The organism is Amycolatopsis sp. NPDC033938 (assembly GCF_055575975.1).
In genome coordinates, this window is sequence record NZ_JBVIRO010000010.1 from 284,658 (window position 1) to 297,839 (window position 13,182).

Annotated in this window: 10 protein-coding genes; 8 read left to right on the forward strand and 2 right to left on the reverse strand. The window is 70.2% G+C overall.

The window, feature by feature from the left end; all coding sequences use genetic code 11:
• Positions 1 to 19: 19 nt before the first annotated feature.
• Entirely contained in the window at positions 20 to 2,785 is a 2,766-nt protein-coding gene (locus ACZ5ZX_RS25190) for a DEAD/DEAH box helicase (protein WP_465504426.1), read from the forward strand.
• Positions 2,785 to 3,966 carry an SWIM zinc finger family protein gene (locus ACZ5ZX_RS25195; protein ID WP_465504427.1) on the forward strand — a complete coding sequence of 394 codons (1,182 nt, stop codon included), beginning with the start codon at positions 2,785 to 2,787 and terminating at the stop codon, positions 3,964 to 3,966. The genes ACZ5ZX_RS25190 and ACZ5ZX_RS25195 overlap by 1 nt, the downstream gene beginning before the upstream one ends.
• Positions 3,967 to 4,797: 831 nt before the next feature.
• Here the strand turns inward: ACZ5ZX_RS25195 and ACZ5ZX_RS25200 are convergent.
• Complete coding sequence (locus tag ACZ5ZX_RS25200) at positions 4,798 to 6,045, reverse strand: alpha/beta hydrolase fold domain-containing protein (protein ID WP_465504428.1); 1,248 nt, start codon at positions 6,043 to 6,045, stop codon at positions 4,798 to 4,800.
• Between the two features lie 66 nt (positions 6,046 to 6,111).
• Here ACZ5ZX_RS25200 and ACZ5ZX_RS25205 point away from each other — a divergent pair, with 66 nt between their 5' ends.
• Positions 6,112 to 7,512: a WS/DGAT/MGAT family O-acyltransferase gene (locus ACZ5ZX_RS25205; protein WP_465504429.1), complete on the forward strand. Its 1,401-nt coding sequence runs from the start codon at positions 6,112 to 6,114 to the stop codon at positions 7,510 to 7,512.
• On the opposite strand, the gene ACZ5ZX_RS25210 is transcribed toward ACZ5ZX_RS25205, so the two are convergent.
• Positions 7,487 to 8,365 carry an alpha/beta fold hydrolase gene (locus tag ACZ5ZX_RS25210; protein WP_465504430.1) on the reverse strand — a complete coding sequence of 293 codons (879 nt, stop codon included), beginning with the start codon at positions 8,363 to 8,365 and terminating at the stop codon, positions 7,487 to 7,489. The genes ACZ5ZX_RS25205 and ACZ5ZX_RS25210 overlap by 26 nt on opposite strands.
• Positions 8,366 to 8,467: 102 nt before the next feature.
• Here ACZ5ZX_RS25210 and ACZ5ZX_RS25215 point away from each other — a divergent pair, with 102 nt between their 5' ends.
• Genes ACZ5ZX_RS25215 through ACZ5ZX_RS25235 form a run of 5 tightly spaced genes read left to right on the forward strand, consistent with a single transcriptional unit; the run spans position 8,468 to position 13,181 of the window.
• Complete coding sequence (locus ACZ5ZX_RS25215) at positions 8,468 to 9,532, forward strand: acyl-CoA dehydrogenase family protein (protein ID WP_465504431.1); 1,065 nt, start codon at positions 8,468 to 8,470, stop codon at positions 9,530 to 9,532.
• A 4-nt stretch (positions 9,533 to 9,536) separates the two neighbouring features.
• Positions 9,537 to 10,709, forward strand: a complete 1,173-nt coding sequence (locus ACZ5ZX_RS25220) for an acyl-CoA dehydrogenase family protein (RefSeq protein ID WP_465504432.1) — start codon at positions 9,537 to 9,539, stop codon at positions 10,707 to 10,709.
• Entirely contained in the window at positions 10,706 to 11,620 is a 915-nt protein-coding gene (locus ACZ5ZX_RS25225; protein WP_465504433.1) for a bifunctional MaoC family dehydratase N-terminal/OB-fold nucleic acid binding domain-containing protein, read from the forward strand. Before ACZ5ZX_RS25220 ends, ACZ5ZX_RS25225 begins: the two co-directional genes overlap by 4 nt.
• The gene (locus tag ACZ5ZX_RS25230) at positions 11,617 to 12,012 is read left to right on the forward strand and encodes a MaoC family dehydratase (protein WP_465504434.1); all 396 of its coding nucleotides are present in this window, start codon (positions 11,617 to 11,619) and stop codon (positions 12,010 to 12,012) included. The genes ACZ5ZX_RS25225 and ACZ5ZX_RS25230 overlap by 4 nt, the downstream gene beginning before the upstream one ends.
• Positions 12,012 to 13,181, forward strand: a complete 1,170-nt coding sequence (locus tag ACZ5ZX_RS25235) for a lipid-transfer protein (RefSeq protein WP_465504435.1) — start codon at positions 12,012 to 12,014, stop codon at positions 13,179 to 13,181. The genes ACZ5ZX_RS25230 and ACZ5ZX_RS25235 overlap by 1 nt, the downstream gene beginning before the upstream one ends.
• Position 13,182 lies beyond the last annotated feature (1 nt).

Consider the following 13,182-nt stretch of genomic DNA (forward strand, 5'->3'; position numbering starts at 1 on the left):
GTCGGTCCCGTGCTCTAACGTGCGGGTCGTGGAGTTCGGCACAGGAACCCAGGCCACCTTCGTCCCCTCGGATCCCCCGCGGGAGGGCGTGCTGGCGCTCTGGGGAGACGGCGTAGCGGGTGACACCGCGATCGAACTCGTGCTGCCGGTGGGAAAGGTGTTCCGGCGCACGAAGGTCGACGCGGCACTCGTGCCGTTGTCGCGCGCGATTCCCCGGCTGCTGACCGCGGAAGGCGAACTGAGCCCGGCCATCGCCGCGTGGGCGGCCGTCGCCGAAGCCGGGGTGAACCTCATCGCCAGGGGAAGGCTGCTGCCCGCGGCCTCACCCGGCGGGGTGGATTCGTGGCGGGTCGGACCGTTCGACGTCGCCGACGAGGAGATGCTGCGCGGGCTCGCCGCCGCGCTGCCGCCCGAGGCCCACGCGTTGCCGTTGTCCGGGCTGAAACGGATCCGGCTGCACTCGCCGGAGTCGTTGATCCGCGCGTTCTGGGACGCGACGGCGGACGTGCTGGCGCGCACGCCGGCGGCGAGTGTCGCGGCGGGCGGCCCGGCCTTCGCGGCGCCCGAGCCGACGCTGGTGGGGCCGGACGGTGCCGCCTGGCTCGCGGAACTGAGCGCCCGGCAGGCGCGGGGCGCGCATCTCGTCCTGCGCATGGAGGTACAGGAAGCCGAGAGCCCCGAAGAGGAACCCACGTTCGCCGCCGTCCTCGCCGTGCGGAGCGCCGCCGATCCGAGCCTGATCGTCGAGGCGGCGACGCTGTGGGACGCGCCCGAGGCGGTACTGGAGCGGATGGGCGAGCAGGTCGAGACGCAGTTGCTGCTCGGACTGCGTCGCGGCGCCAGGGCATGGGCGCCGCTGGGCCGCATGCTGCGCTCGGCCGCGCCGACCGAACTGGCGTTGGATTACGACGAGGTCGTCGACCTGCTCACCCACGGCGACGTGGCGTTGGGCGGCGCCGGCATCGAGGTGCAGTGGCCGAAGGATCTGTTCGCGGGCGAGCTCAAGGCCAAGGCGAGCGCGACGCAGGCGCCCGGCAGTGTCACCGGGCCCGAGTTCACGCTCAAAAGCCTGTTGCAGTTCCGCTGGCGGCTGAGCCTGGGGGACGAGGAACTCACCGACGCCGAGGTCACCGCGCTCGCCGAGGCGAAACGGCCGCTGGTGCGGTTGCGGGGCAAGTGGGTCAAGGTCGACGCGCGCTTGCTCGCGAAGGTGCGGGCTCATCGCGCGAAGAAGCTGTCCGGTGCCGAGGCGCTGGCCGCGGCGCTCACCGGCGAACTGGAACTGGACGGCGAGAAGGTCGAGTTCACCGCGCCGTCGGCGCTGACGGGACTGCTCCAGCGGATCCGTGACTCGGCCGCGGAACCGATCGAGCAGCCCGCGGAACTGCGGGCCACCCTGCGGCCGTACCAAAAGGCCGGCCTGGCGTGGCTGGCGACGATGACCGGGCTCGGCCTCGGCGCCTGCCTCGCCGACGACATGGGGCTCGGCAAGACGATCCAGCTCATCTCCCTGCACCTGCACCGACGGCCGCTCAAGGAGGGCCCCACCCTCGTCCTGTGCCCGACGTCCCTGCTGGGCAACTGGGAGCGTGAGTTCGCCCGGTTCGCCCCGGACATCCCGGTACGCCGGTTCCACGGCGGTGGACGGCATCTCGACGAGGTCGCGCCGGACGAGGTCGTGCTCGCCACGTACGGCGTCCTCCGCCGGGATCGCGAGACACTGTCCGAAGTGGACTGGGGAATGATCGCCGCCGACGAGGCGCAGCACGTGAAGAACCCGCTTTCGGTCACGGCCAAGGAACTGCGGAAGATCCCGGCGGCGGCGAAGGTCGCGCTGACCGGGACGCCGATGGAGAACCGGCTGACCGAACTGTGGTCCATTGTGGACTGGACGACGCCTGGTCTGCTCGGCTCGCTCGACGGGTTCCGCCGCAAGGTGGCCCGGCCGATCGAGCGTGACCGTGACCCCGTGGCGACCGAACGGCTCGCCACGACCGTCCGGCCGTTCCTGTTGCGCCGCAAGAAGACCGACCCGGACATCGCCCCCGAACTGCCCCGCAAGACCGAGACCGACCGGTTCGTCCCGCTCACCGCCGAGCAGACGACGCTGTACGAGGCGGTGGTACGGGAGAACCTCGCGATGATCCGCGAGCTGGACGGGGTGGCCCGGCGCGGGCAGGTGCTCAAGCTGCTCACCGAGCTCAAGCAGATCTGCAACCATCCGGCGCAGTACCTCAAGGAACCCGGGGTGCTGCACGGCCGCTCCGGGAAGCTCGCCGCCTTCGAGGAGCTGCTCGACGTCATCCTCGACGAGGGCGACAGCGTGCTCGTGTTCAGCCAGTACGTCCAGCTGTGCCGCCTGCTGGAGAAACGCCTCGCCGAACGCGGGCTGCCGACGATGCTGCTGTCCGGGTCGAGTACGCCCAAGGCCCGCGAAGAGATGGTCGCCCGGTTCCAGGCGGGTGAGGTGCCGGTGTTCCTGCTGTCGCTCAAGGCGGGCGGGGTCGGGCTCAACCTGACCAGGGCCACCCACGTGATCCACTTCGACCGCTGGTGGAACCCGGCGGTCGAGGACCAGGCGACCGACCGCGCGTACCGGATCGGGCAGGACAGGCCGGTCCAGGTGCACCGGCTGATCGCCGAAGGCACCCTTGAAGAACGCATCGCCACGGTCCTGGAGACCAAACGCGGGCTGGCCGACGCGGTCATCGGGGCGGGCGAGAACTGGATCACCGAACTGTCCGACGACGAACTCGCCGACCTCGTCCGGCTCGGGGAGACCTGATGCCCAGCGCGACCGGCCGGAAGCGGCGCACCTTCGGCAACACGTGGTGGGGCAAGGCGTGGGTCGAGGCGCTGGAGGAGCGCGCCAAACTCGACCCGAACCGGCTGCCGCGCGGGCGCACGTACGCGCGCAAAGGGACGGTCAGCAAACTGGTCGTCGGCACCGGTGAGGTGACGGCTTCGGTGCAGGGCAGCCGTGCCTCGCCGTACCGGGTGACCATCCACATGCGGGCGTTCACCGAGGAACAGTGGGAGAACCTGCTCGGCATGGTCGGTGCGCGGCTCGGGCACGTCGCCGCCCTCCTCGACGGCGAATTGCCCGGCGAGCTGGCCGAAGACGCGCGGGCCACCGGCGCGGACCTCCTGCCAGGGCCGGGTGACCTGCGCCCGAAGTGCTCCTGTCCCGACAGCGCGAATCCGTGCAAACATGTCGCGGCGGTGTACTACCTGGTCGCAGACGAGGTCGACGCCGATCCGTTCGTGCTGTTCCTGCTGCGCGGCCGTTCGCGTGAGGCCGTGCTCGCGGAACTGCGCGCCCGCCGGGCACCCGCGAGCGCGCCGGGCAAGCGGGTGCGCGCCCCCGCCGCACCCGGTGTCGACCCGAAACGCGCCTACACCCGGCGGATCGCCGCGCTACCGCCCCGGCTGGCCGTTCCCGGCACGGTCGGGCCGCCCGCGGTCCTCGACGTCGACCCGCCGCATCGCACGGGCTGGAGCAGCGACACGTTCGCGGAACTCGCGGCCGACGCCGCCGCGAGGGCCTGGGAACTGCTGGTCATGGGGCCCGAAAGCGGAGCGGAACTGTCGTTCGAGGAGGACTTGGCCCGCCGGGCCGCCAGGAACCCGGACACGATCGCCGAACTCGCGGAGGCCGCGGGGGTCCCGGTGCGGGATCTGGCCGCCTGGACACAGGCCTGGAGTGAGGCGGGCCGGGGCGGGATGGCGGTGGTCCGGGAGGTCTGGCGGCCGGGGCAGGCGCCGCTCTCGCAGGCGAGGGCGGATCTAGCCGAATCGGGGCTCCCGGGGGAGCCGAAGACCTGGCGGAACCGGATCACCCAAGGCGACCTGCAGCTGCGCTACGGCCGTGACGAGCGCTGGTACCGCTTCGTCCGCGACGGCGAGGGCTGGCGGGTCGACGGTCCCGCGTCCACGCGGCCGATGGACCTCATCTACCCGCCCTGACGTCGAGCCTGGTGAGTGGTAATGACGGTTCTATTGAGGGGTAAGTCAAACGTGTCGTGGCGTGCGGCCGGTCGTGAAGTACATGAAGGTCCCCTTCCTTGCGCCTGGCGCCAGGGGTCCGGCAGAGTCGCATAAGTGCTGGTCGGCTGCACCTCTGGAGCGGGACAAGACGAACGCGTCGTGGTGGACACGGCGGGAGCGGGCCACGCAAGGGGTCTCACCCGGGTCCGGACTGTCCATAAGGGACACTTTCCGAGACAAAGATGCCCGATTTGGGCATCTTGCACGGTTTCGCGAGGGGGTCGTGAGTGGCGTTTCGTGTTCTAGCCCGAATCGCCACTCACGACTCGGGCCGAGTGGGTGGTTTCGCGTGGCTGGATGGATGGCGCGTGTGATCAGACGGAGGACACGTGTGACTGGATGGATGACACGCGGGAGCGGCAGGTTTCGTCGGGTGTTCTCCGTTCACTCACGCGTGCTCTCCGTCGGATCACGCGTGTCGCCCGATGGTAGGTACCTAAGACACCAGTGGCCCTCACCCAGAATCGCCACTCACGCCATTCCTCCGAAACCGCACCTGTAGCCCCGCGGCGTCCAGAATCAGGCCTGCCCTACCTCGGCTCGCCCTTGATCAACCTCGACTTTGCCGGGATCCTGGCGCCTAGCGCAAGGAAGGGGACCTTCATGTACTTCGGTAGGGCGTGACTCGCGTGCCTGGCTGCCGCACTCGGTGGTGCGGAGCACGCGAGTGCGGTGTCGCGTCACCCAGCCTGCCGGCTCGCCCGAAACACGACACGCTTGCCTTACCCCTCAAATACCCGCCCTGACCATTCACGAGGCGCTGGACCGGCGTCGCCAGGTGCGGTAACTCCACTCCAGGAACCGCTCCACCCCGCGGACCACATGCGCACTGCGGATCGAGGGGAAGACGTCGAAAGCGTGCTGCGCGCCGGAGATCTCCGCGTAGGCGACTTCGCGGTGGGACTTCTCGCGCAGCCGCCGCACGAATTCGCGGGCCTCGCCCACCGGTACGAGTGAGTCGTGGACGCCGTGGATGACGAAGAACGGCGGCGCGTCTTCGGTGATCCGGTCCAGCGGCGAGGCGGCGATGTAGTCGTCGAGGAAGTTCACCGGATCCCTGTCCGCCTCGAAGACGTGCCGCGCGATCAGCGTCTTCAGCCGCGTCTGGCTGGACCGCCGCCCGCTGGTCGCGGCGAAGTCGTACACGCCGTAGTGCGGGACGCACGCTTGGATGCTCGTGTCGGCCTCGGTGAAACCGGGCTGCAGCGCCGGATCGTTCGCGGTCAGCGCCATCAGCGCCGCGAGATGCCCGCCGGCCGAGCCCCCGGTCACGGCGACGAACGACGGGTCGCCGCCGTAGGACTCGGCGTTGTCCCGGATCCAGGCCAGCGCCCGTTTGGCCGCGACGATATGCGCCGGCCAGCGGGCGGCGGGCGACAGCGGGTAGTTGATCGCGACGCAGATCCAGCCGCGTTTGGCCATATGCAGCATCAGCGGCAGGCCCTGCTGGTCCTTGTTGCCGATCACCCACGCGCCGCCGTGCACCTGCAGCAGGATCGGCGCGCCGGTGACCGGTTCGCGCGGGGCGTAGACGTCGAGCAGGAACCGCTTCCCACCCGGGGCGTACGCGATGTTGCGTTGACGGCGCACCTGCGGGTCGCGCATGCGGAACGGCATGGCCAGCTGCCCCCACGGCGTCGCGAGGTCCTTCGGGTCCGGCGGGTGCTCCAGCTCGTCGAGGTACGCCGTGCCGATGCCTTCAGTGAGCGCGGTCTCGATCTCGTCGCGGGCCCGCTGGGACTGGACGATCAGCGCGCCGAGCCCGGCCGCCGACGCCGCCGCGAGCGCGAGGCCCGTCTTGCTGGAACCGCTCCGGTGCCGTGCGACGTGTGCCGCCGCGTCGGCCGCGGTGAGCGCGAGCAGATGCGGGGCGAGCTCCCCGGTGAGCCAGCCCGCGAAGAACGCCGGGATCGCCGTCCTGGCGGCGCGTGGCGGCTTGAGCGCGTTCGCGGTGAGCGCGAGCTGGAGTGCCTGGCGGAGGACGAAACTCGACTGCATGAGCACCGATGCTACCGCCGGGTGACGCGGTAGAACCGGTTGCAGAGTTCGCCTAGGGTGATTCTTATGCAGAGATTGAGTGGTCTGGACGCGAGTTTCCTCTACCTGGAGACACCGACCCAGGTCCTGCATGTGTGCGGACTGCTCGTCCTGGACGGTTCGACCATGCCCGGTGGCTACGATTTCGAGCGCTTCAAGGAGAAACTGGCCGAACGGGTGGCGCTGATCCCGGCATTCCGGCGCAAGCTGCACAATCCACTCTGGAATCTGACCCATCCCGTCTGGGTCGAGGACGAGGATTTCGACCTCGAAGCCCACGTTCACCGGATCGGCGTACCCGCGCCGGGGGACCGGCGGGAACTGGCCGAACTCTGCGCCCACATCGCGGGACAGCGGCTGGACCGCGCGCAGCCGCTGTGGCAGTTGCACGTCATCGAAGGCCTGGCAGGTGGCGAGATCGCCGTCCTGCTCAAGATGCATCACGCCAGTGTGGACGGCGTCGGCGGCGCGAGCCTGATCACCGCTCTCGCCGGTCTCACCCCGGACGCCCCGCCGCCTGAGGTCGCGCGGGACGAACGCCGCAACGCGGGGGTACCGGGCAGGCGGGCGTTGCTCGGCGCGGGGCTGACGTCGTTCGTGAAAGGTCCCGTGGAGCTGGCGAAACTGCTGCCGGACCTGCTCGGGCTCGCGCCGAAGTGGATCGGGAAGGCGTTGCAGGGCAAGGGAATGCCGGTGCCGTTCACGGCGCCGCGCACCTCGCTGAACGGGACGATCACCGCCCATCGCAGTGTCGCCTACGCCTCACTCGACCTCGACGAGGTCAAGCAGGTGAAGAACGCCTTCGGGGTGACCGTGAACGATGTCGCCCTCGCCGTCGTTTCCGGTGCCCTGCGGCAGTTCCTGCGGGAACGGGGTGAACTGCCGGAAGATCCGCTGGTGGCGACCGTGCCGGTGTCGGTGCACGGACGGACCGAACGCGACCACGGCAGCAACAAGGTGTCGGCGTTCTTCGCGTCGCTGCCCACCCATCTGGAGGATCCCGCCGCGCGGGTGTTCATGCTCGCGGAGTCGAACCGGCTGTCGAAGGATCACCACTACGACATCGACGCCGACATGCTCGGCGATTGGGCACAGTTCTCGGCGGCGTCCATGTTCGGGCTCGCGGTGCGCGCGTATTCGGCGCTGCGCCTCGCCGAACGGCATCCGGTGGTGCACAACCTGGTGGTGTCCAACGTGCCCGGTCCGCCGATGCCGCTGTATCTGCTGGGCTGCCGGATCACCGGGCTCTACCCGCTCGGTCCGGTGTTCCACGGCGCCGGGCTCAACGTGACCGTGCTGTCCAACGCGGGCCGGGTCGACGTCGGCCTGCTCGGCGCCCGTGAGCTCACCGGCGACCTGTGGCCGCTCGCCGACCATTTCCACGACGCCCTCGGGGAACTGGTCAAAGCCGCGCGTGCGCAGACGTGACCGCCGCCAGCAGCGCGGGGACGAACTCGGCCGCCCGCAGGACGCAGGCCGCGTGCCCGGCCGGGATCTCGTAGGTCGCCGCGCCGGGGATCCGCGCGGCCAGTGACCGCTGGTGTGACGGCGCGATGAACCGGTCCCGCGCGGTCACCACCACCGAGACCGGCAGCCGGAGCCGGTGCAGCCAAGCCGTCGAATCGAACCGTCCGATGGCGTCGACGGCGACCGCGATCGCCCACGGGCTGGTCGCGCGGAACTCGGCCAGCGCCCACTGGTGGTCCCGGAGCCGCCGCCCGGAAGCCTTCGCCGGCCGGTCCGCGAAGCGCGCCTCCTCGCGTAAACGCCGCATCGTGTGCCCGAACACGTCGAGCGCGACCCGCTGACGAAGCCCGCGCCGGAAGTTGCTCGCCGTCGAACAGAGCACCAGTGCGGCGACCCGCTCGGGATAGCTGTGCGCCACGAGCTGCGCGACCATGCCGCCCATCGAATACCCGGCGAGGGTGAACCGGCCGACCCCGAGCGCGTCGGCCGCGGCGATCACGTCGTCGCGGCAGTCTTCGAGACTGAACTCCTGCGACCGGATGCCCTGCCCGTGCCAGCGCTGGTCGAACACCACGACGCGATAGCGCTCGGCGAGCCGGGCGAGCACCGGGTACCAGGTCAGCAAACCCGTGCAGGCCACCGAATGCAGCAGGATCAGCGCGGGCGCGTCGCGCGGCCCGGCGTCGACCACCACCGTCTGCCCGCGGCCGGGAAGTGAAACCGGTTCCGGTCGCGGCACGTCCGCGGTCGCGGGCACGGTGACCAGCCGGCGCGTGGCGTGCCAGCCCGCGTTGTTCAGCCGGGTCCTTGCCATGCGCCGCCGCCGTTTCTCGAGGGGGTTGCCGTCCGGCCGCCTTCCGGATAAGACTAGAACAGGTTTCAGTATTGTGCCCGTCCGGCCCGGTGAGGAGCCAGTGTGGACTTCCAGTTCGACGAGACGCAGACCGAGGTCACCGCGCTGACCGCGCGCGTGCTCGGCAAGGAGCGCGCACCCGCCGAGACCTGGCGCGCGCTCGCCGACGCCGGTCTGCTCGCACTGGCGCTGCCCCCCGAACTCGGCGGTGACGGCCTCGGCGTCGCCGAAGTCGCCTTGGTCCTGACCGAACTCGGCCGCGTCGCCTCCACGGTGCCCGCGCTGGCGTCGCTGGCCTTCGGCGTCCTGCCGGTCGGGGCGCTGGGCGGACCGGATCAGCGCGCGGCCCTGCTGCCGCCGGTCGCCGCGGGCGATTCGGTGCTCACGGCCGCGCTGCACGAACCCTCCGCGCCGTTCACCACCCGGCCCGCGACCGCGGCGGAGTCGGCCGGGGACTGGCGGCTGAGTGGGATCAAGATCGGCGTGCCGTTCGCGGCGGAGGCCACCCGGATCCTGATCCCTGCCTCACTGCCCGGCGGCACCGGTGTCTTCCTGGTCGACCCGCACGCGGACGGCGTGACGCTGACCCCGACCAGAACTTCTTCGGGCACCCCGGATTACACGATGAGGCTGGATTCCGTCACCGTCACCGACGCGGACCTCCTCAACGGGCACGGACCCGGCGAGTCGATCGCGACGCTGCACCGCTTCGCCCTCGCGGGCACGGTGGCCTTCGGCGACGGGCTGCTCGCCGGCGCGCTCGCGCTGACCACCAAGCACATCGGCGAACGCGAGCAGTTCGGCAGGCCGCTGGCGGCGTTCCAGGCGGTGGCGCAGCAGATCGCGGACGTCTACGTGGCTTCGAGAACCGTTCAGCTCGCCGCGCGATCGGCGGTCTGGCGGCTCGCGGAGGGACTCGACGCCGAAGCGGAACTCGACGTCGCGGCGTACTGGCTGGCGGAGGAGGCGCCCGGGGCGCTGGCCGTCTGCCACCACCTGCACGGCGGGATCGGCGTGGACGAAACCTATCCACTGCACCGGTTCTCGTCGGCGGTCAAGGATCTCGGACGGACGCTCGGCGGCGCCTCGCATCGGCTGGCCGAGCTGGGCGAACTGGTGGCGGGGTGACACGATGCTGATCGAACTGACCGCGGCGCAACACCAGTTGCGCACCGAGCTGCGGAAGTACTTCGCCGGTCTGGTGAGTGCCGACGAACGGCGCGCGATGCTGCGCGAGCGGCATGGCCCGGTGTACCGCGAGATCGTGCGGCGGATGGGCCGCGACGGCTGGCTCGGCGTCGGCTGGCCGGAACAGTACGGTGGCCGGGGTTTCGGCGAGATCGAGCAGCACATCTTCGTCGACGAGGCCGCGCGCGCCGACGTCCAGCTGCCGTCGGTGACGTTGCAGACCGTCGGTCCCACGCTGCAGGCGTTCGGCACCGAGGAGCAGAAGTCCTTGTTCCTGCCCAAGATCCTGGCAGGCGAGGTGCATTTCGCGATCGGGTACACCGAACCGGACGCGGGAACGGATCTCGCGTCACTGAGGACGACGGCCGTGCGCGAGGGCGACGAGTACGTTGTGAACGGCCAGAAGATCTTCACCACCGGCGGGCACGACGCCGACTACCTCTGGCTCGCCGTGCGGACGGCGCCGGACGCGCCGAAACACAAGGGAATCTCGATCCTCATCGCGAGCACTCGCGATCCCGGGTATTCGTGGACGCCGATCATCACCTGCGACGGCGCGCACCACGTGAACGCCACCTACTATTCGGACGTCCGGGTGCCCGCGAACATGCTGGTGGGCAAGGAGAACGAGGGCTGGCGGCTGATCACCACCCAGCTGAACCACGAACGCGTCATGCTCGGCCCGGCCGGTCGTATCGGCGGCTTGGGCGACCGCGTCCGCGACTGGGCGGCGTCCAGGAAGGCGCCGGACGGCACGCCGTTGCTGCGTTTGCCCGACGTGCGCCGCGTGCTCGCGGAAACGCTGGCGACCGCGCGGGTCAACGAGCTGCTGAACTGGCAGGTCGCGGCGTCGTCGGCGAGCGGACCGGTGGCCGTCGCCGACGCTTCGGCCACCAAGATCGTCGGTTCCGAACGCATTCAGCGGCTGGCGAGGAGACTGGAGGAGATCGTGGCGCGACACGGCGATCAGGCCGACGCCGAAACCGCGGAACTGGCGCTGTGGCTGGACGTGGTGGCCAAACGCAATCTGGTGCTGACCTTCGGCGGCGGGGTCAACGAGATCCAGCGCGAGCTGATCGCCACCGCCGGGCTCGGACTGCCGAGGGTGCCGCGATGAGCGTCCAGGAAGCGGCCGAACGGATCGCCGCGCAAGGGGAATCCTCGCCGAGGGCCGCCCGCGACGCGGTCAACCAGGCGATGGTGAACAACTGGGTCGAGGCCATCGGCGACCGTAATCCCGTCTACACCGACGAGGAGTTCGCGGCCGCGAGTGTCCACAAGGGACTTGTCGCGCCGCCCGCGATGGCGCAGGTGTGGACGATGGGCGGGCTCCACGGCGCGAGGGCGTCGGACGATCCGCTCGGCGCGATGATGGAGGTGCTCGACGAAGCCGGCTTCACCTCGGTCGTCGCGACCAACTCCGAACAGACCTACCACCGCTACCTGCGGCACGGCGAACTCGTCTCGGCGACCTCGAAGCTGGAAAGCGTCGTCGGGCCGAAACGCACCGCCCTTGGCGAAGGCTGGTTCGTGACGACGAAGACCACCTGGTACGTCGGCGACGAGGCCGTCGCGGACATGATGTTCCGGGTACTGAAGTTCCGCCCGCCGGGCGCCGGGCCCGCCACGGCGGCCGCACCGGTGCTGCGGCCGGTGATCAGCAAGGACACCGAATTCTTCTGGGCCGGGCTGCGTGAAGGGGAGCTGCGGATCCAGCGGTGGGGCGAGACCCTCCGGCATCCACCCGGCCCGATGCCGCCGGACCGAGACCTCGACGCCAAACCGGACTACGTCGTCGCGTGCGGCAGAGGGACGGTCTACAGCTACGTCGTGCACCACCATCCGCCGGTGCCCGGCAAGGAGCTGCCGTTCGTGGTCGCGCTCGTCGAACTCGAGGAGGGGGTCCGGGTGATGGGTGAACTGCTCGGCGCCGATCCCGAAACCGTCCACATCGGACTTCCGGTGGAATCGGCCTTCGTGAAGGTCGACGAGGAACTGACCTTGCCCGCCTGGAGGGTCGCGCGATGAAGAACTGTCCGGTCGGCACCGAGCTGCCGCCGCTGACGATCGAGGCCACCCCGACCTTCGTGGTGAGCACCGCGCTGGCGACCCGGGATTTTCAGGACGTCCACCACGACCGGGACGCAGCCGTCCAGCGTGGCTCGAAGGACATCTTCCTCAACATCCTCACCGATACCGGTCTGGTGCAGCGGTTCGTGACCGACTGGGCGGGGCCGGAGGCGTTCGTGCGGTCGATCAAGATCCGGCTCGGCGTGCCGTGCTACGCCTACGACACCTTGACCTTCACCGGCCGGGTCATCGGCCGGGACGGCGACGACGTGGTGATCTCCGTGTCCGGTGTGGACAGTCTCGGTGAGCACGTGGCCGGCACCGTGGAACTCACCCTGGGAGGCGAGTGATGACCCTGTCCGGGCGAGCCGCGATCACCGGTATCGGTGCGACGGAGTTCTCCAAGGATTCCGGCCGCAGTGAACTGCGCCTGGCGGCCGAAGCGGTTTCGGCCGCACTCGATGACGCCGGCCTCGCGCCGTCCGAAGTGGACGGTCTGGTCTCGTTCACCATGGACGGCAACAGCGAGATCGCCGTGGCACGGGAACTCGGCATCCCCGAACTGAAGTTCTTCAGCCGGATCCATTACGGCGGCGGAGCGGCGGCCGCGACCGTGCAACAGGCCGCGATGGCCGTGGCCACCGGCGTCGCGGACGTCGTCGTGGCGTACCGCGCCTTCAACGAGCGGTCGGGGACGCGGTTCGGCCAGGTGTCCTCGGCCGCGGCGGGGCAGGTGAACTCCTCCGGCGTCGACAACGCGTTCCATTACCCGATGGGAATCGCGACGCCCGCCGCGACGGTCGCCATGCTCGCCCGGCGCTACATGCACGAGTACGGCGCCACCAGCGAGGACTTCGGCCGGGTGGCCGTCGTCGACCGCGCCCGTGCGGCGACGAACCCGAAAGCCTGGTTCCACGGCAAGCCGATCACCCTCGAAGACCATCAGGCGTCCCGTTGGGTCGCGGAGCCGTTGCATCTGCTCGACTGCTGCCAGGAGAGCGACGGCGGTGTCGCCCTGGTGGTCACCAGCGCCGAACGGGCGCGCGACCTGCCGCACCGGCCCGCCGTGATCGCGGCGGCCGCGCAGGGGAGTGGTCCGGACCAGTACGTGATGACCAGCTACTACCGCGACGACCTCCCGGCGCTGCCCGAGATGGGGGTCGTCGGGCGGCAGCTGTGGGCACAGTCCGGGCTGGGGCCCGGCGACATGGATCTCGCCGTGCTGTACGACCACTTCACCCCTTATGTCCTGATGCAGCTGGAGGAACTCGGCTTCTGCGGCAAGGGGGAGGCCAAGGACTTCATCGGCGGCGGCACCCTGGAACTCGACGGGAAGCTGCCGCTCAACCCGCACGGCGGGCAACTCGGGGAGGCCTACATCCACGGGATGAACGGCATCGCCGAAGGGGTCCGGCAGCTACGGGGCAGCGCCGTCAATCAGGTCGAGGGCGCCGAGCGCGTCCTCGTGACCGCCGGAACCGGCGTACCGACGAGCGGACTGGTGCTGACCGCGGGGTGAG

What these genes read in the sequence shown, in the direction of transcription:
- ACZ5ZX_RS25195 (WP_465504427.1), top strand. Translation starts at nt 2,785, where the DNA reads ATGCCCAGCGCGACCGGCCGGAAGCGGCGCACCTTCGGCAACACGTGG.
- ACZ5ZX_RS25200 (WP_465504428.1), bottom strand. Translation starts at nt 6,045, where the DNA reads ATGCAGTCGAGTTTCGTCCTCCGCCAGGCACTCCAGCTCGCGCTCACC.
- ACZ5ZX_RS25205 (WP_465504429.1), top strand. Translation starts at nt 6,112, where the DNA reads ATGCAGAGATTGAGTGGTCTGGACGCGAGTTTCCTCTACCTGGAGACA.
- ACZ5ZX_RS25210 (WP_465504430.1), bottom strand. Translation starts at nt 8,365, where the DNA reads ATGGCAAGGACCCGGCTGAACAACGCGGGCTGGCACGCCACGCGCCGG.
- ACZ5ZX_RS25220 (WP_465504432.1), top strand. Translation starts at nt 9,537, where the DNA reads ATGCTGATCGAACTGACCGCGGCGCAACACCAGTTGCGCACCGAGCTG.
- ACZ5ZX_RS25225 (WP_465504433.1), top strand. Translation starts at nt 10,706, where the DNA reads ATGAGCGTCCAGGAAGCGGCCGAACGGATCGCCGCGCAAGGGGAATCC.
- ACZ5ZX_RS25230 (WP_465504434.1), top strand. Translation starts at nt 11,617, where the DNA reads ATGAAGAACTGTCCGGTCGGCACCGAGCTGCCGCCGCTGACGATCGAG.
- ACZ5ZX_RS25235 (WP_465504435.1), top strand. Translation starts at nt 12,012, where the DNA reads ATGACCCTGTCCGGGCGAGCCGCGATCACCGGTATCGGTGCGACGGAG.